General features: G+C 70.5%; 13 protein-coding genes. 6 read left to right on the top strand and 7 right to left on the bottom strand.

Features of this window, described 5'->3' with window-relative positions:
* Positions 1-885 precede the first annotated feature (885 nt).
* Complete coding sequence (locus ACX9TP_RS42325; RefSeq protein WP_482976367.1) at positions 886-2,685, top strand: DNA/RNA non-specific endonuclease; 1,800 nt, start codon at positions 886-888, stop codon at positions 2,683-2,685.
* A 183-nt stretch (positions 2,686-2,868) separates the two neighbouring features.
* Here the strand turns inward: ACX9TP_RS42325 and ACX9TP_RS42320 are convergent, their stop codons facing one another.
* Genes ACX9TP_RS42320 through ACX9TP_RS42310 form a run of 3 tightly spaced genes read right to left on the bottom strand, consistent with a single transcriptional unit; the run spans position 2,869 to position 6,884 of the window.
* Complete coding sequence (locus tag ACX9TP_RS42320) at positions 2,869-4,968, bottom strand: BatA domain-containing protein (protein WP_482976366.1); 2,100 nt, start codon at positions 4,966-4,968, stop codon at positions 2,869-2,871.
* Positions 4,965-5,843, bottom strand: coding sequence for a DUF58 domain-containing protein (locus ACX9TP_RS42315; protein WP_482976365.1), 879 nt, complete (start codon positions 5,841-5,843; stop codon positions 4,965-4,967). Before ACX9TP_RS42315 ends, ACX9TP_RS42320 begins: the two co-directional genes overlap by 4 nt.
* Before the next feature lie 12 nt (positions 5,844-5,855).
* Entirely contained in the window at positions 5,856-6,884 is a 1,029-nt protein-coding gene (locus ACX9TP_RS42310) for an AAA family ATPase (RefSeq protein ID WP_163994881.1), read from the bottom strand.
* Between the two features lie 279 nt (positions 6,885-7,163).
* On the opposite strand from ACX9TP_RS42310, the gene ACX9TP_RS42305 reads away from it, so the two are divergent.
* Both ACX9TP_RS42305 and ACX9TP_RS42300 read left to right on the top strand, forming a co-directional pair.
* Positions 7,164-8,519: a hypothetical protein gene (locus ACX9TP_RS42305; RefSeq protein ID WP_482976364.1), complete on the top strand. Its 1,356-nt coding sequence runs from the start codon at positions 7,164-7,166 to the stop codon at positions 8,517-8,519.
* A 29-nt stretch (positions 8,520-8,548) separates the two neighbouring features.
* Entirely contained in the window at positions 8,549-9,346 is a 798-nt protein-coding gene (locus ACX9TP_RS42300; RefSeq protein ID WP_482976363.1) for an enoyl-CoA hydratase/isomerase family protein, read from the top strand.
* A gap of 28 nt (positions 9,347-9,374) precedes the next feature.
* Here the strand turns inward: ACX9TP_RS42300 and mltG are convergent, their stop codons facing one another.
* Both mltG and ACX9TP_RS42290 read right to left on the bottom strand, forming a co-directional pair.
* The gene (mltG, locus tag ACX9TP_RS42295) at positions 9,375-10,394 is read right to left on the bottom strand and encodes an endolytic transglycosylase MltG (RefSeq protein ID WP_482976362.1); all 1,020 of its coding nucleotides are present in this window, start codon (positions 10,392-10,394) and stop codon (positions 9,375-9,377) included.
* Between the two features lie 101 nt (positions 10,395-10,495).
* Complete coding sequence (locus ACX9TP_RS42290) at positions 10,496-11,638, bottom strand: hypothetical protein (protein WP_482976361.1); 1,143 nt, start codon at positions 11,636-11,638, stop codon at positions 10,496-10,498.
* A 192-nt stretch (positions 11,639-11,830) separates the two neighbouring features.
* Between ACX9TP_RS42290 and ACX9TP_RS42285 the strand changes: the two genes are divergently transcribed.
* The gene (locus ACX9TP_RS42285) at positions 11,831-15,091 is read left to right on the top strand and encodes a TIGR02266 family protein (RefSeq protein WP_482976360.1); all 3,261 of its coding nucleotides are present in this window, start codon (positions 11,831-11,833) and stop codon (positions 15,089-15,091) included.
* A gap of 10 nt (positions 15,092-15,101) precedes the next feature.
* Positions 15,102-16,529: a flagellin lysine-N-methylase gene (gene fliB, locus ACX9TP_RS42280; protein WP_482976359.1), complete on the top strand. Its 1,428-nt coding sequence runs from the start codon at positions 15,102-15,104 to the stop codon at positions 16,527-16,529.
* Positions 16,530-16,538: 9 nt separating this feature from the next.
* Here fliB and ACX9TP_RS42275 read toward each other — a convergent pair whose 3' ends face one another.
* Both ACX9TP_RS42275 and ACX9TP_RS42270 read right to left on the bottom strand, forming a co-directional pair.
* Positions 16,539-16,874, bottom strand: coding sequence for a TerB family tellurite resistance protein (locus tag ACX9TP_RS42275; RefSeq protein WP_482976358.1), 336 nt, complete (start codon positions 16,872-16,874; stop codon positions 16,539-16,541).
* Positions 16,875-16,918: 44 nt separating this feature from the next.
* Complete coding sequence (locus ACX9TP_RS42270; RefSeq protein ID WP_482976357.1) at positions 16,919-17,473, bottom strand: DsbA family oxidoreductase; 555 nt, start codon at positions 17,471-17,473, stop codon at positions 16,919-16,921.
* Positions 17,474-17,717: 244 nt separating this feature from the next.
* Between ACX9TP_RS42270 and ACX9TP_RS42265 the strand changes: the two genes are divergently transcribed.
* On the top strand, positions 17,718-19,757 hold the full coding sequence (locus ACX9TP_RS42265; RefSeq protein WP_482976356.1) for a S9 family peptidase: 2,040 nt from the start codon (positions 17,718-17,720) through the stop codon (positions 19,755-19,757).
* The last annotated feature ends 34 nt before the right edge of the window (positions 19,758-19,791 follow it).

Below are 19,791 nucleotides of genomic sequence, written 5' to 3'. Positions count from 1 at the left end.
CTCTTAAAAGTGTGGCGGTACTCTCTCTGTCGACACGCCCCACGCTGAACATACCCAGGCCTTCGAGCTCGGCGCGGAAGTGCTTCGGATACACAAGAACGAGATATAGAGGGGGAAGAGCCTGCCCTGTCCCTTCAGCGCCGGAATCGGCCCTCCGGGCGCGAGCATTCGAGTGTCACGCAATCCAGTTGCTGCCAAAGCGAGTCACTGCCGAACCTGTCAATCGCCTCGTCCAGTCTCCCTCCACTGAGAAGAAAGAGCCCGTGGCGCCGCAGGGTAGCACGGGGTTCTTCTTATGCGGCCGAGCGCGTCCGTGTCCTTCACCAGCCCTTTGTAGGATTGGTGAGCGGTCCGCATCCCGCCGAACGCCGTGCAGGGACCACGGTGTGGCGGCCGGGCCGCGGCCCATCATCGCGGCCACGCCCACTCCACACCTCCTGACATGAGAACTCTCTCTAGAAGGCTATTTACTTGTCAGCCATCTCACGCATCCGCCCGGGACCCCGCACCACTAGGTTCTTCCCGTTGACCCCGACAGATACAGGGTGAAATGGTGGCGCGGTTGCTTGGGGTTGACCTGCCTGCGATTACATGCGCCGGGCCACTGCCGGCGACTCGCCTTTGGCGGCTGTTCTTCGGGAGCTTCCCGCCCTGATGCTCGCGGTCTTTCAATGAAGATTGGGAGTTCGCCTGAGAAGGGAGTCCAATCTACCGGACACGCCCTTGCTGTATCGCGCAGCAACGCTTACACGCAGCACTGCACAGGGGGGTACGAAGATGTTTCGAAAGCCTATCGAGTCCATCCAGCAGGACACTGAGCTGCATCAAGAGATTGGTAACCGAATCCGGTCTGGACGTAACCTGCCACGCGCGAGGGAGAACCTCGTGCTGCCCGAGAGCGTGTCGAAAATGCTCGCCCACTCCGGTCGCGGAGCGGACCGGTTTGTTTCCGAGGCATTCACCGAGGCCATTGTCTTGGTCTTCGGGCGGCCGGCGCTCTTGGTGAAAAACGGGTGGGTGGAGTTGTCTGACTCGGACACCTGGAACGACCGACTTGTCGCAGCCCGCGGTGTGCTTCAACCCCTCATCCGTGCCGTCGGGCGGATCGAACTCCAGCACCATCCCACCTACGACTGGGTGGGGACTGGATGGTTGGTCGATGAGGACATTCTCGTCACCAATCGTCACGTCGCGCTGGAGTTCGCAGAGCGGCGGGATAGCAAATTCCTCTTCAAGAAGGATCCGCTCGGCACCCACTCCATGCAGGTGAGCGTCGACTTCCAAGAGGAGTTCGGCACTTCCGGAGAGCAGACGGTACGGGTCGAGCAGGTTCTCTTCATCGAGGAGGATCGCAGCGACCGTCCGGATATCGCTCTGCTCAGGATCTCCCGTGACCGTCCACGGAGCATGGTGCCCCTCCAGTTGTCCTCGCGTCCCGCGCGGCTGAATGAGCGCATCGCAACCATCGGCTACCCCGCTCGCGACAGCCGTAACAGTCGTGACGCCATGTTCAACGTGTTCGGGGACATCTTCGACGTGAAACGTCTCGCTCCAGGTGAGGTCACCGGGGTCATAGACAACCACGTTTTCGCCCATGACTGCTCGACCATGGGCGGATGCTCGGGCTCCCCGGTGGTAAGCCTGGAGTCAGGGGATGCGCTGGGCTTGCATTTCGCTGGAGTCTTCCGGAAGGCCAACTATGCCGTCCAATCAGCGGCCATCCAGGACGCCCTGCGGAAGGTCCGGCCAGTGTTCCCAATGCGCGGCCCTCGTCGGGAAGAAGCCGAACCGAATGCGGCGAGGGGGCGTGCCCAGGTCCGCCAGATGGATGCCTCGCAGACCTGGGAAGACGAGACCAGGCCGAGCAGCAACTACGAGGAGCGCAAGGGCTATGACTCCCAATTCCTTCCCGCGGAGGAAGTCGCTCTGCCGACCCTCGGTGGCAAGCTGCGCTCGGACGCGGCCACGCTCCAGGGAAGCGATAACTGCATCCTGAACTACACCCACTTTTCCGTGGTCATGTCCCGCTCCCGCCGCATCGCGCTCTACACGGCGGTCAACATCGATGGCTCTTCGCTGCGGCGCATCCGTCGGAGCGGGCAGGATCGGTGGTGGTTCGATCCGCGCATCGACAAGCACGCCCAGATTGGCAATGAACTCTACAGCGGCAACAAGCTGGATCGCGGTCACCTGGTGCGCCGGCTCGACCCGGCTTGGGGGAGCCCACAGGAAGCCACCCAGGCCGAGCAGGATACGTTCCACTTCACCAATTGCAGTCCACAGCACGCGGCGCTCAACCAGCAGACTTGGCTTTCGCTGGAGGACTACATCCTCGATAGCGCGGAGGCGCATGATCTCCGGGTCTCTGTATTCACGGGCCCTATCTTCCGCGACGGCGATCCAGAGTACCGAGGCGTACAACTCCCCCGCGAATTCTGGAAGGTCGTCGTCATGGTGAAGGAGAACGGGCAGTTGTCCGCGACCGGCTACATGCTGAGCCAGACCGACCTGCTCGATGAGTTGGAGTTCGCCTTCGGCCCGTTCCGCACCTACCAGGTTCCGCTCAGCCGTATCGAGACGCTCACGCAGCTTGGCTTTGGGGAGTTGGGCAACTTCGATCCACTCTCCCGGAACGAAGGCAGGGCAGTCCGACGCATTGATGGTCGTGACGACATCCTGCTCTGAGCGTCGTCCACCCGCAGGGCCCCGGCAAATCAGGTGCCGGGGCCTCACGGGAGCGGAAGTTGGATGGGGCCACCCCGAGCCGCTCGCATCCGGCCTTCAGGCGCACGCCCCTTTATCCGAACTCGCCGGAGTAGCAGTCCTGCATGGCTGCACGTATGAAGCACCCGGGTGCGCCCGACTTCGCTACTTCCGCAGCAGTGTGCCCTCGAAGAAGAACGCGAGGCACGCGGCGAGAATCAGCCACGTCCACAGCGGCACGGCCGGCTTGTCCGCGTCCCCGCTCGACGCCTTCACCGTGTCCTCGCCGAAGTACGCGGTGAGCGTGTCCTGCGGCACGCGGCCCAAGTCACTCTCCGACGGGTCCAGCGTCGCGGCGAAGGACAGGGCCGGCATCATCTTGCCGTCCGCGCCCAGCACCGAGTACGCGCCCGGCTCCGTCACCGGCCCCGCCACCAGCGAGCCGTCCGGCTGCTCCTTCACCGGGACTTCACTGCCGTCCGGCGCGCGCACGGCGGACACCTTCTGCGTCCCTTCCGGCCGCAGCGTCGCGCCCTCGCCCACGCGCACGCGAATCTCCTCGCGCTCCTCCAGCGAGCCGGTGAGGTACGCGGCGAAGCGCTGCATCAGCGGCAGGAACGAGGTGCGAATCGCGAAGTCACTCCAGTCGCGGTCCACCGTGCTGGTGAGCAGCGCCACGCGCCCCTTGCCCTTGCGCATCACCGCCACCGCCGGAGCGCCGTCCTCGTACGTGGCCAGCACCTGGCTGGCGCCCGGCGAGCCCGGGTTGTCCGCCTCCAGCAGCATGTACTTGAAGAAGCGCGCCCCGATGAGGCCCTCCTCCGCGCGCCCCGTGAAGGGCGAGAAGAGGACGTGCTCCACGGACACCTTCGCCAGCCGCGCCGTCTTCGTGTCCGCTTCCGGGTCCTCGCGCTCGGCACTGGTGCGGACGAGGCGCAGCGGGCGCGGCAGCACGCTGCTCAGCCGCTCGTTGTACTCCTCCGTGTTCACCCGGTCGCCCATGCTGATGAAGAGGCCACCGCCGTTCTCCACGAAGTCCGCCAGCCGCTTCGCATCGTCCGCACTCGGAGCCGCCACGTTGAGCAGCAGCACCAGGTCATACGTGGAGAAGTCCTCGCGCAGCCCCACCTCCGCGTCGCGCGTGGCCACCTCCACCGGCGAGCCCGGCGCGGTGAGCGCCGCGTCCACGAAGAAGGCCTCGTCGCGGTAGCGCGTCGCATGCGGCGCCCCGTTCACCACCAGCGCCTTCAGCGCGCGCGGCACCGGCAGCACGAAGGCCCGCTTGTCATCCTCCGCCAGCGCGTCCGGCGCCAGCGACACCTGTCCCACCACCGTCCCGCCCTGAGGGAAGCGCACCGTCAGCGCCTTCTGCGTGGTGCCGCCCGCGGGCACGTCCACGAAGCCCTTGGCCAGCGTCGTCTCGCCCACGCGTACCGTGGCCTCCAGGTCCTTCACCGCCTCCGCGCCGTAGTTGCGCACCGTGAAGGTGAACTGGAACGAGCGCGGCCCCGCCTGCAGCGCGGGCTCCACCTTGAGGTCCACAATCGCGCGGTTGTTCAGCACGTCCCGGCCGCCGGCCGCGTCGCGCAGCACCACCTCGGGCTTCACCGGCGTCCCCGCGGGGCCCTTCACCGTGGGCGGCGGCGCTTCCAGCCGGAACGCGCCCACCGTCATGTCGGAGACCACCACCAGCCGCTTGGCCGGCATGGGGTTCTCCTCCAGCGCCCGCGCCGCCATGTCCATGCAGCGCGACAGGTCCGCCGTCCCGTAGGTCGGCTTCGCCTCGTCCACCAGCCCGCGCAGCCGGCCCCGGTCGAAGCCGGGCGGCGGCGGCGCGGCCGGAGACTCCGTGCACACCAGCACCGTGGCGGGCTCCTCCGCGAGCAGGTCCTTCAGCGCGTCGCGCGCCTCGTCCCGGCCACGCTCGAACAGCGACGTGCCGTCCGACCAGCGCATGGACAGCGACGCGTCCAGGATGATGGCCGTGGCGGCGGGGCCCTTCACCACCTCCGCGGCCGCCGCGTCCGAGCGCAATTCCGGCCGGGCCAGCGCCACGGGAATGGCCAGGAGGATGAGCGTGCGCAGCACGTACAGGAGCAGGCGCTTGAGCTTGAGGCGGCTGGCGGTGCGCTTCTGGCTGCGCAGCACGAAGGCCAGCGGACCGAAGGGATGCGGCCGGGGACGGCGCCGGTCGAACAGGTGCACCAGCAGGGGGATGAGGGCACCGAGCGCGCCCAACAGCATCCACGGATTGCCGAACGTCACCCACGCCTCCCGCGCCGCGCGAGGTAGCGCAGCAGCACGTCGTCCAGCTTCTCGTCGGTGCGCACCAGCTCGTAGTCCACGTCCGCCTCGGCGCACGCGGCCTTCGTGCTGGCGAGGAAGGCGTTGAACTCCTCCAGGTAGCTCTCCTTGATTTCGCGCGGATTCACCTCGATGCGGCCCTCGCCCTCCATGTCGAGGAACAGCGTGGGGTCATCGAAGGGGAACGTCAGCTCCGCCGGGTCCACCAGGTGGAACACGGAGACGTCATTCTTGCGCTGCCGCAGCGCGAGGATGCGCTTGAGCGCGTCCTGGTTCTCATCCAGCAGGTCGGACAGGACGATGACGGTGGAGCGGCGCGGCAGCACCTCCACCAGGTGGTCCGCGGCGCTGCCCAGGTCCGTGGCGCCTTGGGCTTGAGTGGACTCCAGCGTGTCGAGCAGCACGTTGAGGTGGCCCGCGGACGCGCGCGGCGGCACGTCCCGCCACTTGCCGCCCGTCATCAGCGCGAGCCCCGCCGCGTCCTGCTGGCGCACCAGCAGGTAGCAGAGCGCGCCGGCCAGCGTGTTGGCCACGTCCAGCTTGCTCAGCGCGCCGCTGCGGTAGCCCATGGAGGCGGACGCATCCACCACCATGACGGCGCGCAGGTTCGTCTCATGCTCGAAGCGCTTGACGTAGTACTTGTCGAACTTGCCGTACGCCTTCCAGTCCAGGTGGCGCAGCTCGTCGCCGGGGGCGTACTCCTTGTGCTCGGCGAACTCCACGCTCTGCCCCTGATGGGGGCTCTTGTGGAGGCCGGACAGCACGCCCTCCATCACCGCGCGGGCGCGCAGCTTCACACCGCGGAGGCGGGCCAGCGTCTGGGCGTCGAGCAGCATGCGTGGGCGCGCCTAGCCCTTCACCACCGCGAGGAGCTGGTCGATGAGCTTCACCGAGGTGATGCCCTCGCTCTCCGCGGTGAAGTTGGGCAGCACGCGGTGGCGCAGCACGGGCCGCGCCAGCGCGCGCACGTCCTCGACGGTGGCCACGAAGCGGCCGTTGAGGATGGCGCGCGCCTTGGCGGCGACCACCAGGTACTGGCTCGCGCGAGGCCCCGCGCCCCAGGACGCGTTCTTCGCGATGAAGTCCGGTGCGCCCGGCTCCTTGGGGCGCGTGTGGCGCACCAGGTCCACCGCGTAGCGCACCACGTGGTCCGGCACGGGCACCCGGCGCACCAATTCCTGCAGGGCGAGGATGCGCTCGGGCGACAGAATCTTCTCCAGCTTCGGCTGCGGGCCGCCGGTGGTGCTCTTCACAATCTGCACCTCCTCCTCGGCGGTGGGGTAGCCCACGTCCACCAGGAACATGAACCGGTCCAGCTGCGCCTCGGGCAGCGGGTACGTGCCCTCCTGCTCGATGGGGTTCTGCGTGGCGAAGACGAGGAAGGGCAGGTCGAGCGGGTAGGTGCGGCCGCCGGCGGTGACGCGGTACTCCTGCATGGCCTGGAGCAGCGCGGCCTGCGTCTTGGGCGGGGTGCGGTTCACCTCGTCCGCGAGGATGATGTTCGCGAACAGGGGCCCCTGGAGGAAGCGGAAGGTGCGCCGGCCGGTGGTGCGGTCCTCTTCGAGGATGTCCGTGCCGGTGATGTCCGACGGCATCAGGTCCGGGGTGAACTGGATGCGGTTGAAGGAGAGGTTGAGGACGTCCGCCAGGGTGGAGATGAGCAGCGTCTTGGCGAGGCCGGGCACGCCCACGAAGAGGCAGTGGCCGCGGCTGAAGAGCGAGATGAGCAGGTGCTCCACCACTTCGCGCTGGCCGACGACGCGCTTCTCGATTTGAGCGACGATTTCGTTCCGGGCCTGGGAGAGCTCCTCGACGGCGCGGAGGTCGTCGCTCGAGGCGTCGGGCACGGGGCGTGGGGCAGGGGCGGCGCTTTCCATGGAAGGGTTCTCTTAATTCGCGGGCGGCGCAGGGACCAACGGTTTCCGTCACGAGAGCGGCCGAGGCGTGCGCTGGCAACCGTTGGGGCGCAGACCTATTCCGCTGCCGTACATTCCGGCACGTCCGGGTACAGGAGGGCGCCGGCTCCGGCCGCCTGCATGCCCCCCGGCCATGTCCGGCCCTACCCGGGGGCGGGGGAATGCCGTCCCCAGGACACGCTGCTTACGTTCCCGAGGCCCTGCTGCCAGTGACGGCAGCGCGGGTTCCTTGGAGCGCGCATGCGGTCAGAGCGAGTTGGCAACCGTTGGCTGGGACTGCTTCCCGTCGCCCTGCTGTGGCTGGGCTCGGGGTGCGGCGGGAGCGCGGAGGCGACCCCCTCGGACGACGGGCCGCCGGCCTCGGACGCGCTGGCGCCCTCGCTTCCGGAGGGGGCCGGTGAGTCCACGCAGACGCCCCCGGAGCGGCCCGCGCCGTCCCCGGAGTTGGCGTGGAGCCAGGTCGTGGGCGGTCCCCAGGACGACAGCGCCACCGGGGTGGCGGTGGGGCGGGATGGGGACGTGCTGGTCGTGGTGTCGAGCACCCCGCGCTCGGACGAGGACCGCGAGTCGGTGGAGGGGGAGAAGCTGGCGCTGACGCTGGCGCGGCATGCGCCGGATGGGACGGTGCGCTGGTCTCGCGAGTTCGTCCGCAACCGCCTGTCCGGGACGCGCGTGGCGGCGTCCACGGGGAGGGAGGGGGCGGTGTTCCTCACGGGCAATGCGTTCCTGTACACGGCGGACTTCGGGCTGGGCGAGGCGCAGGACGGCTTCCTGGTGAAGTTCTCCTCTGAAGGCACGGCGGTGTGGCAGCAGCGCGTGGGGCAGAAGGCGCACGCGGTGGCGGCGGACGCGGCGGGCGGCGTGCTGGCGGCGGGGGAGGAATGGACGGCACAGGCGCATGACCCGGTGCTCACGCGCTACGGGGCGGACGGCGCCGTGCGGTGGACTCGGCGCTTCGCGGGGGCGGGGGAGGGCACGTTGCTGGATGCGGTGGCGGTGACGCCGGCCGGACTGTCGGTGCTCGCGGGGCAGCTCGTGGGCACGCTGGAGGTGGAGGGCCGGACGTTCGGGACGGCGAATGTGCGGAGCCTGGTGGTGCTCGCGTTCGACGCGGACGGGCGGCTGGTGTGGGGGCGCGAGGTGCCGGGAGCGAAGGGGCGTGTCACGTCGGTGGCGGTGGGGCCGGATGGCGCGGTGGCGGTGGTGGGGGACTTCACGGGGCTGATGGTGTGGGGCGAGGCGTCGCTGGGCACCTCGGGGACGTATGTGTTCACCATGGGGGCGGACGGGAGCGAGCGCTGGCTGAAGCAGCCGGCGTGTGGTGCGGTGACGGAGGTGGGGCCGGCGGTCGCGGTGGACGGTGAGGGCACGGTGGCGGTGGCGTGCGGCGACGTGCTCACGCGGTACGGCGCGGACGGGGCGTGGCGGGACGAGCAGCGGCTGACCGTGGCTCCGTGCCGGAGCGGCGAGTGCTCGCTCGCGGCGGCGGGGATGGCGGTGGTGCCCGGGAAGGGGCTCGCCGTCACGGGGTGGCAGCGCGATGGCGCGGGCAACGCGTGGAACCAGGATGCGTTCCTGCGGGTCGTGGTGCCGTAGTCGAGCACGGGCCGCTACAGTGCGCGCCCATGTCCGCTCCTGCCGCTGCCGCCGACGTCCTGCTCGAGGTGGAGGGTGCCATCGCCACCCTCACGCTGAATGACACCGCCCGCCGCAACGTGATGACCCCCGAGCTGGGAGCCGCGCTGCGCTCCCACGTGGAATCGCTGCGCGGGCGCACCGACGTGCGCGCCGTCATCCTCACCGGCGCGGGGGGCGCGTTCTCCGCGGGCGGCGACTTGAAGATGCTGGAGCGGTTGCGCAAGGCCTCCTTCGAGGAGGCTCGCGTCTTCATGCTCGACTTCTACGCGCGCTACCTGAGCGTGCTCGATTTGCCCATGCCCACCGTGGCCGCGGTGGAGGGGCCGGCCATCGGCGCGGGCCTGTGCGTGGCGCTCGCGTGTGACGTGTGCATCGTGGGCGAGGACGCGAAGCTCGCGCTCAACTTCGTGCAGCTCGGCCTGCACCCCGGCATGGGCGCGACGTACTTCGTGCCCCGGCGCGCAGGAGCCCAGGCCGCGGCGGAGTTGCTCCTCACCGGCCGCCGCTTCGACGGGAAGGAGGCGGCGCGCCTCGGGCTCGCGCTGGAGGCCGCGCCCCCGGGTACCGCGCTCTCGCGCGCCCGGGCCCTGGCGATGCAACTGGCCGGCAATGCGCCCCTGGCCATGCGCGCCCTCAAGCAGCGGCTGGCTCCGGACCGTGCGGCGCTGCGGGTCGCGCTGGAGGAGGAGGCGCGCTTCCAGGCGGAGAGCTACGGCAGCGCGGACCTGGGCGAGGGGCTCGCGGCCGCGGCGGCGCGCAGGCCCCCTCTGTTCGAGGGGCGCTGACTCCCGCCGCGTGGGGCCGCGCCTCGAATCAGTACACGTTGTACTTGCGGCGGAGCGCCTCGTGCTCGTCCGCGTTGCGCGACGGGTGCAGCTTCCGCTGGGCGTCGTGCAGGTAGTACCAGAAGTCGCTCGGCTTCGGCGCCATGGCCGCCTGGAGTGACGCGACGGTGGGCGCGCCGATGGGGCTGGGCGGCAGGCCCTTGCGGTGCCGGGTGTTGTACGGGTCCTGCGTGTCGCGCAGGCGCTTGAGGAAGGCGACGCGGTCATTCCACTGCGCCAGCTCGTAGCGAGACGTCGCGTCCACGCCGAGCGGGAAGCCCTTGTCCACGCGCTTCCAGAGGATGCCGGCCACCAGCGGGCGCTGCTCGGGGAGGGGCTCCTCGCGCTCCAGCATGGAGGCCATGATGACCACCTCGTGCAGCGTGCGGCCGCTCTTGGCGAGCGCGTCGCGGTTGGGCGCGAAGAAGCGCGCGGCGAACATGTCGAGCTGGCGCTGGATGAGCCCGTGCACGTCCAGCTTGCCCGGGATGATTCCGTAGGTCTCCGGGTAGAGGTAGCCCTCCAGCGTGCCCGTGGTGGGCAGGGGGAACGAGGCGGTGAACTTGCCGGGGTTGCTGGCCTCGGCGATGTACGCGCCGGCGGTGATGAGGCCCGCCGCGGTGAGCGCCGCGTCGGTGTCGCGCAGGCGCCAGCCCTCCACGACGACGAAGGGAACGTCCTCGGGGATGGGGTTGCCCTCCAGCGCGGTGGCCAGCTCCGCCACCGTCATCGAGGGGCTGACCTCATGGCGCCCGGCCTTGGGCGAGAAGGCGCCTCGGCGGAACAGGTGCCAGCGCCAGATGCGCGCGTCGCGGATGAGTCCCTGGTCGGCGAGCAGCGCGCCCAGGCCGCGCCCGGACGTGCCCTTGGGGACGGTGAACTCCACGGGGGCTGCCCCGGGGGCGGCCATGGTGCTCCGCACCTGACCTTCGGCCCACAGGAAGGCACCGGTGCCACCCATGGCCAGCAGTACGACGACCACGCACAGGAAGAGGACGAAACGCTTCATCGCGGCGCAGGGTAGCACCGGACTTCCGCTTCGCATCGGTTCGTGTCGCGGGATGTCCGGTCCCGGGCGCTGGCCTGGCGGGAGGGCAGGCGGTGTGCGGCCTACGCCTTCGCGGGCGTGCCGAGCTTCAGGTCCTTGTTCAGCCCCGCGTCCCGGCTCACGCGCCAGATTCTCTGGTCCAGGTAGTAGTGGTGGAGGGCGAAGCCCCAGATGAAGGCCCCCATCAAGTCCCGCAGGGTCAGCCCCGCCGCCAGCGGCACCCGCAGGTCGAACCCGCCGCAGCCCGGGTGCGCGCCGAAGCCGCATCCCAGTCCCCGGTACAGCAGCGTGAAGACCACGCCGCACACCGCGTAGATGGCGAAGCGCCGGCTCACCTTCGGCGCCCAGCCGAACGCCTTCGGGTCCACTCCGGCCGAGTGGTAGCGGTTGCGGTGATAGAACCAGACCACGCCGTGGTACTGCACGTTGTGGAACGCCGTCACGGCCACGGCGAACATGATGAAGTCCATCCGCGCCGACACCGACGGCCAGAACACCACCGCCGTCAGCCCCAGCGCCGCGCCCATCATCAGCATCTTCGGCCCGTTCACCCGCTGGCCCGCCTGCCACCGCAGCACCTGGCGCACGGCGTAGAGCACCACCAGCGCCCCCACCAGCGCGAAGCACGCCCCCGCGACCATCGGCTCCCAGGTGGGCTCGCCCGTCAGCCCCAGCTGCTTGCGTGCCGTCGGGTGCGTCACCGCGAAGGCGACGAAGGGCGCCAAAAGCCCCGTGTACAGCGTCACGCTGTCCAGCTTCCGGTCCACCGGCGACGACTCGCCGCCCTTGCGCTGGTACAGCACCATGATGCCGTAGTGCTGCCGCACCACGTGCCAGTACGCCCACAGCGACGCGAGCGTCAGGAACACCACGAACGGCACCTTCGTCCCCAGCAGCGCCGACGCCCCGAAGCACAGCGGCCCCGACGCGAACCACCCCAGGCTGCCCAGCAAGAGCCCGCGCCGCGTCTGCCACTCGCGCGCGTCCAGGTACGTGCGCGACACCGTGGCGAACAGGTGCGGCCCGTCCAGCGCCAGCACCCACGCCCACCACAGCACCAGGCTGCTGACGCCACCCCAGACATGCAGCCCGACCAACGCGAAGCTCGCGGCGGCCCCGCCCACCGTGGAAATCAGGTCGTGCCGCCGGTCCACGAGCCAGCCCGAGCGGACCGGCGCGGAGGTGGGGAGGGTGACGGCGCTCATGAAAGGCTCCTCGAAGAGGTCATCAAGATACAGGAAGGTGCAGGTAGGAAACTGCGCACCTGTTGTCGTCCAATCGCCGGGCGGCCAGCCGAGGGGTCAAAACCCTCTTGAGCGCGGCGTCATGTACCGCGATTGTCGGGCGCTATGGATCAAGGCAGGCGCACCACGGACCGCAAAGCAGTGGGTCTGCTGGTGAAGCTCAAGCATGAAACGGTGGGGAGCTTCGCGGAGGAGTTCGCCACCAACCTGAGCCCGGGTGGGATGTTCATCCGCTCGCGCACCCCACAGTCCGTGGGGACACCCGTCAAGTTCGAGGTGCAGATCGCCGGAGGCGTGCGCGTGCTGCGCGGCGCCGCCGTGGTGCGCTGGGTCCGCGACGTCGGAGACCCGGCCGGGCCTCCCGGCATGGGACTCCAGTTCGAGGAGCTCGACACCGCCAGCCGCGCGCTCGTGGACATGATGCTCCAGCGGAAGCCGGACGCGTCCGCCGTCACGCCGCTGCCCACCATCGCACCCTCGGTGGCGCCCGCCGTTGCCCCCGCGGTGGCGCCCGCCGTGGCCCCCCGCGCCGCCCCCGTGCAGGCGCGGCCCGCCCCCGCGCCCGTGCCTCCCGCTCCCGTGCGTCCACCGGCGCCGGCCCCGGCGCCTGCTTCGCGCGCCTCGGGGGGCATGGCGCTCGACTCGCTCTTCGATGACCTGGAGTCGTCGGACGGGCCCGCCGCGTCCATGGCGGACGAGACGTTCGACTTCTCGCCCCCGCCGGCCGCGCCGGCCCCCGTCGCGTACACGCCTCCGCCCGTCGCGGAGGATGACGTGGACATCCCGCTCGACGAGCTCATCGCGAGCACGCCGCCGCCGCCCGTGCCGCTGGATGGCGACGAGCCGCTGCCCGGGTTCGAATTCGAGATGGATGCCCCCGTCATGGGCACGCCCGTGGCCATGGGCCTGCCGCTCGACGAGCCGCCCATCGAGGTCGGCATCACGATGGAGCTCGAGCCGTCCTCCACCGGCCCTTCGCCTTCGAGCGGCGCCCTGGAGTTCGAGCTGGACCTCGGTGATGCCGTGGAAGAGGCGCCCCGTGCCGCGCCGCCTCCGCCGCGCCGCGCCGCGCCGCCGCCTCCGCCGCCCCCCGCTCAGACGTCGCCCAGCGCCGGCATCGAGTTCGAGCTGGATTTCGGCGACGCCGTGGAAGAGGCGCCGCCGCCTCGCGCCGCGCCTCCGCCCCCTCGCGCGGCGGCCGCTCCGCCTCCGCAGCCTCGCGCCGCACCGGCGCCCGTGGCACCGCCTCCGCCGCCCGCGGCAGCCCGCTCGTCGGGTGGCAGCTTCGAGTTCGACCTGGACCTGTCCGACGCCATGGAGGAGGCCCCTGCCGTGGCGCCTCCGCCTCCGCCCCGCGCGGCCATGTCGGCTCCGGCTCCGGTGACGCCGCCTCCGGCCCCTGCGGCGGCCCGCTCCACGGGCGGCAGCATCGAGTTCGACCTGGACCTGTCGGACGGCGACGGCTTCGGGCCCGCCAGCTCTACGCCCGCTCCCGTCGCGAAGGCCGCTCCGGCGCCTGCCCGGCCCGTGGCGCCTCCGCCCGCGCCCCAGGTGGCCGCCCCGGCGGTCCGGCCTCCGCCTCCACCCGTGGCGGCTCCGCCACCCGCGCCGTCGCTGCCCAACGTGCGCCGCGAGGCCCCGCGCGCCCCCGAGGTCGTGGGCACGCCCACGCTGCTCTCTCCCGCCGCGGCGAAGCAGGCGCCCGTCGCGCCCGCGCTGGACGAGCGCGGCCTGCCGAAGACCCTCTTCCTGCCGCCGCCTCCGCAGCTCAGCGGCACGGGCCCGGTCATCGGCATCGACCTGGGCACCACCAACTCGTGCGTGGCGCTGCTCACCAACGGCCGGCCGCTCGTGCTGCGCTCGCGCGAGGGCTACAACACGATTCCGTCGGTCATCTCGCTCAACGCGCAGAACAAGCTGCTCGTCAGCCACCGCGCGAAGAACCAGCTCGTGCTGCGCCCGCAGCAGACCATCTACGGCGCGAAGCGACTGGTGGGCCGTCCCTACGACAGCGCCGTGGTGAACCAGGTCCGCGAGCGCTTCCACTACGAAATCGTCCCCGACGCCGCGGGCCGCGCCGCCGTGCGCCTGGGCGACAACGTGCTGTCGCTCGAGGAGGTGCAGGCCATCATCCTCCGCGAGTGCAAGGAGATGGCGGAGGCCCACCTCAACCAGAAGGTGGAGCGCGCGGTGGTGACGGTGCCCGCGTACTACTCCGAGCCGCAGCGTGAGGCCGTCCGCAAGTCCGGCATCCTCGCCGGGCTCAAGGTGGAGCGCATCCTCAACGAGCCCACCTCCGCGGCGCTCGCCTACGGCCTCAACCGCGAGCTGAACAAGAAGGTCCTCGTCTACGACCTGGGCGGCGGTACCTTCGACGCCACCATCCTCAAAATCGAGAAGAACGTCTTCGAGGTGCTCGGCACCGGCGGCGACATCTTCCTGGGCGGTATCGACTTCGACAACCTCATCGTCGACTTCCTCCTGGCGCGCTTCCAGGAGAAGGAGGGCATCGCCTTCTCGGGTGACGGCATCGCCCTGTCTCGCGTGAGTGACGCGGCCGAGCGCGCGAAGATGGCCCTCTCCGAGCGCGCCACCTTCGAGGTCCACATCCCCATGTTGATGATGGACGACGCGGGGCGGCCCCGGGATTTGCGCGTCGTGATGACGCGGCAGGAGCTGGAGAAGATCTGCGACCCGCTGCTCAGCCGCACCGTGGACGTGGTGCGGGACGTGCTGCTGGACGCGAAGCTCAAGGCCTCCGAGGTGGACGACATCATCCTCGTGGGCGGCATGAGCCGCATGCCCCTGGTGCGCGAAAAGCTCAAGGGGCTGTTCGGCAAGGGGCCGCAGGCCAGCGTCAACGCCGACGAGGCGGTGGCCCTGGGCGCGGCGCTCTACTCGGGCTCGGTGGACAAGGTGAGCAGCGTGGTGCTCATCGACGTGCTGCCCATGACGGTGGGCGTGGCCATGCCCGGCGGCGCCTTCAAGCGCGTCATCGAGCGCAACAGCCCGCTGCCGGCGCAGCGCTCCTTCGCCATCAACACGACGAAGGACAACGAGGAGTTCCTCGAGCTGTCCATCTTCCAGGGCGAGGACAACCACATCTCCGCCAACGAGTACCTGGGCACGGTGCGAATCGAGGGCCTGCCGAAGGGGCCCAAGGGCGCGGTGCGCGTCGCCGTCACCATCAAGCTCGACTCCGAGTGCGTGCTGCACGTGGAGGCGCGCGAGTACTCCACGCGCAAGGAAGTGAAGGCCACGCTGGCCACGCGCTACACGCCGGAGGAGCTGCAGAAGCAGCTCCAGGTGACCAAGGAGTCGGTGAAGGCGGCGGAGGACCGGCGCGGCGCCGACCTCAAGGAGCGCGCGGGCGGCTTCTGGGGCTTCGTGAAGAAGGCGCTGGGCCGCAAGTAGCGCTGCTGCCATGACGGCCACCGCGCCCCGGTACATGTCGCGGTTCAGGTGCCTCGCGGATGCGTGCGAGGACACCTGCTGCGCGGGGCTCGTCGTCACCGTGAGCGAGGCGCGCTGGAAGCGCCTGCGCGACGCGGTGGCGGGCGGCCCGGACGCGGCGCGGGTGGAGGCGTTCATCCGGCCGGACGAAGGCAGCGGCCCCGGCGCGGAGGCCGCGGTCATCGCCAAGCGCGAGGACGGGCACTGCGTGTTCCTGGATGAGCGCAAGCTGTGCTCGCTGCACCGGGCGCATGGTGAGGCGGTGCTGCCGGACGCGTGCGCCACGTTCCCCCGCGTGGCCACGCGCTGGGGCGAGCGGCTGGAGGTGGCTGGCTCGCTCGCGTGCCCGGAGGTGGCGCGGCTGTGCCTGCTCGCGGAGGACGGCGTGGAGCCCGTGCCCGTGTCCGACGACGTGGCCGGGCGTCCGGAGATTGCACGGCGGCTCGGGGGGGATGCATGGACGGGGCACGCGGAGGCCGTGCGGGCGGTGGCGGTGCGGTTGCTCCAGCGGCGGGAGGTGCCGTTCGCCTCGCGGCTGTTCGCGCTGGGACAGCTGGCGCTCCGGCTGGATGGGTTCTACTTCCGGGGGACGGAGGCATTCAGCGGCGGAGGGGAATCGCAACCGACGCGCCAGCATGCCGAGGCGGCCCTTGGCGAGGTGCGAACCGGAGCGGCGGCTCCGCCGACACGCCAGCACTCGGAGACGGAGCGTGACGAGCGGAGGGCTGACGCGGAGGCGCTTCTCGCAGGGCAGCATCCGGCGGCGGTGCGCAGTGGCGCCGACGCGCTCCTCATGGACGTGCTCCGCTCCTTCGACGCGCCGGAGACGCTGGCGGAGCTTCATGCCGGCTTCTCCGCCATCGCGCTGCCAGGAGGCCCGTGGGCGGCCATCTGCGCCACCGTGCTCAAGGCCCGCGTCGGTTCGGTACGCAGCGAGCGGTTCGCCGTGCTCGCGCGCGCGGTGCTCGCGTCCTACGGCGGCGCGGAAGTGCCGGACGAGGTCTGGCGCATCCACTCGGAGCGGCGCGAGCGGCTGGCGCCGGGCCTGTCCGGGCGCATGGAGCAGTACTTCCGCCACCACGCGGTGAACCACTGGCTGCGCCACCCGTTCACCGACGCGCCCACGCTGCTGGACTACGTGTTCCGCCTGACGCTGCGCGCGGCGGTGCTGCGCTGGACGCTCTTCGGCCACCCGGCGGTGGTGTCCCTGTGCGAGGGCGGAGTCGAGGACTCGGCCGAAGCGCGGGCCCGGCTGGACGCCGCCGCGGTGGAGTGCTTCCAGCTCCTCGCGAAGCACGTGGAGCAGGCGCCGGAGCTGCACTCGCTCGCGCAGGGGCTGGCGGGGAAGGGCGGCGCGGAGACGCTGGGCCGCATGCTGGTGCTGCTGAAGGGGCTGTGAGCCCCTCACTCAGCCCGTGATGCCGAGCAGCTCACGCAGCTGCCGCAGCATCTCGATTTCCTCGCCATGCACGTGGCTGTCACTGGCCATGAGTCCCCGGGCCGCCTGGATGACCGCGTCCGGGTTGGCGCGCAGCACGCCCAGGTTGGGCGCGGGCAGCGGCTCGCCGTTCTTCAGGCACCGCGTAATCGCGGCCAGCTCCTCCAGGGGCACGCTCATGCCGCGCGCGGCCTCCACGAGGTGCTGGATTTCCTCATGGGTGATGCGGTCGTCGCTGGTGGCGACCTGGAGCAGCAGCTTGACGACCTCGATGTTGAAGGACTCGGGGCTCGGAGGGGTGGTCATCGCACCCCTCCTCCTAAGTCACTCCCGGGGCACAGGAAAGCCCCTCAGGGCTCCGAGCGGGGCTTCGCGCCCAGCCGCTGCATCGCCTGCTTGAAGACGGAGTAGTCCTGCGCGCCCTGAAGCCCGAACTGGTCCCCGAGGATGAAGGTGGGCACCGCGTTGATGCCCAGCTCATGGGCCTGCTTCACGGAGTCCTCCACGGCCGCCTTGTAGCGGCCCTCCTCGACGGCGCGCTGCACCTCGTCCGGATTCAGCCCGGCCTCCACGGCCGCGCCCCGGAGCGTGTCCCACTGCCACAAGTCCTGCCCCTCGCTCCAGTAGCGCCGGAGGATGGCCGCGTTGAAGGGCTCCAGCTTCCCCTGCTCGCGGGCGTACTCCGCGGCCTGGTGGGCGCGCCGGGTGGAGGGAATGACGTCCCGCTCCACCATGGTCAGCCCGGCCGCGGCCGCGCGGCGCTTCAGCGGGTTGTTGGGGTCCTTCATCCGCTCGCGCACGTAGGCCGGCAGGGGCAGCCCCTCTGGCGGGGTCTCCGGGCGCAGGAAGAATGGACGCCAGTCCACCTGGACGTCGTATTCCTTCTTCAGCTTCTCGACCTCCACGAGGCCGACGTAACACCAGGGTCAGACGAAGTCGGACCAGACGCGGACGATGATGGGCTCGCTCATGCCCATGCCTCTAACACCCTCGCGCCGCGGCGTCATGGTGACGTGAAGGCCGCGGCGCGTCACGCGCACTCCAGGTGACGCGTGGTGGACAGCGCCCGGCCGAGCGGGCAGCGTCCACCTCCGAAAGCACGCCCGCGCCCATCCCCCGACGGACGCGGCCCACCCAGGAGGACTCACCTTGCCGCTGTCGCTACTCGCGGCCCTGGCCCTTGGCGCCACCCCGGCGCCGGCCCGGCCCCAGCCGTACACCATCCAGGACCAGGTCACGATGCGCCGGCTCAACGGCCCGCGCGTCTCGCCGGACGGGCAGCAGATTGCCTACGTCCTGCGCTCCACCGACATGGAGGCCAACCGCGGGCGCAATGACTTGTGGCTCGTCAGCCTCGACGCCAAGGGCCCTGCGCGCCAGCTCACCTCGCACCCGGACTCGGACTCGGAGCCCACCTGGGCGCCGGACGGCAAGAGCCTCTTCTTCCTCTCCTCGCGCGGCGGCTCCTCGCAGGTGTGGCGCCTGCCCGTGGACGGCGGCGAGCCCCAGCAGGTGACGAAGCTCCCCCTCGACGTGGGCGCCTTCCGCCTGTCCGCCGACGGCAGCCAGCTCGCCGTGGCCATGGACGTGTTCCCCGACTGCGCCAACCTGGAGTGCAACACCCAGCGCGACACGGAGCGCTCCAACAAGAAGAAGGCCTCCGGCCGCACCTACGACAAGCTCTTCGTGCGTCACTGGGACGCGTGGAAGGACGGCAAGCGCTCCCACATCTTCGTCGTCCCCGTGGCCGGCGGCACGCCCGTGGACGTGATGAAGGGCATGGACGCGGACGCCCCCTCCAAGCCCTTCGGCGGCTCGGAGGAGTTCACCTTCACCCCGGACGGCAAGGGCGTCGTCTTCACCGCCCGCGACGTGGGCCGCTCCGAGTCCTGGTCCACGGACCTGGACCTCTTCCTCGCCCCGGTGGACGGCAAGGCGAAGCCGCGCAAGCTCACCGAGAAGAACCGCGCCACCGACACCAGCCCCGTCTTCAGCCCGGACGGCAAGACGCTGGCCTACCTCGCCATGTCCCGCCCCGGCTACGAGGCGGACCGCTTCCGCGTCATCCTGCGCACGTGGCCCGGCGGCCAGGAGCGCGTGCTCGCCAACGAGTGGGACCGCTCCGCCGGCGCCCTCGCGTGGAGCGCGGACGGCAAGACGCTCTACGCGACGGCCAACCACCTCGGCATCCAGCCCGTCTTCGCGCTGGACGTGGCCAGCGGCAAGGTGAGCCAGCTCACCAAGGACGGCACCGACGACTCGCCGCAGCCCGCCGGCGGCGGCCGCATCGTCTACGTGCATGACGACCTGGACTCGCCCGCGGACCTGTTCGTGATGAACGCGGACGGCACCGGGACGCGCCAGCTCACGCAGGTGAATCAGGACGCGCTGGCCCGCATCCGCTTCGGCGCCTTCGAGCAGTTCGAGTTCCCCGGCTGGAACAACGAGACGGTGCGCGCCTGGGTGGTGAAGCCGGTGGACTTCGATGCGAAGCGCCAGTACCCGCTGGCCTTCCTCATCCACGGAGGGCCCCAGGGCTCCTTCGGCAACCACTTCCACTACCGGTGGAACCCCCAGGTGTACGCCGCCCGCGGCTACGTGGCCGTCATGGTCGACTTCCACGGCTCCACCGGCTACGGCCAGGCCTTCACCGACGCCATCCGCGATGACTGGGGGGGCAAGCCGCTGGAGGACTTGAAGAAGGGCCTCGCCGCCGCGCTGGAGCGCTACCCGTTCATCCACAAGCAGCGCCGCTGCGCGCTGGGGGCCAGCTACGGCGGGTACATGATCAACTGGATTGCCGGCAACTGGGCGGACGGCTTCCAGTGCCTCGTCAACCACGACGGCATCCTCGACGAGCGCATGGGCTACTTCGACACCGAGGAGCTGTGGTTCCCCGAGTGGGAGCACAACGGCACGCCCTGGGACAACCCCGAGGGCTACCGCAAGCACAGCCCGATTGAGCACGTGGCGAAGTGGAAGACGCCGATGATGGTGGTGCACGGCGGCCAGGACTTCCGCGTGGTGGAGACGCAGGGGCTCGGCACCTTCACCGCGCTGCAGCGGCGGGGCATCCCCTCCAAGCTGCTCTACTTCCCGGATGAGAACCACTGGGTGGTGAAGCCGGCCAACAGCGTGCAGTGGCACGAAGAGGTGCTGGCCTGGCTGGACCAGTGGACGCGCAAGTAGCGGCGTGAGTCACGCTGTCGCCGTCCGGGGTCCG

Source organism: Pyxidicoccus sp. M15, assembly GCF_056858435.1.
Note: the sequence above shows the minus strand (reverse complement) of the source record. Positions and strands in the feature narration are given on the sequence as shown.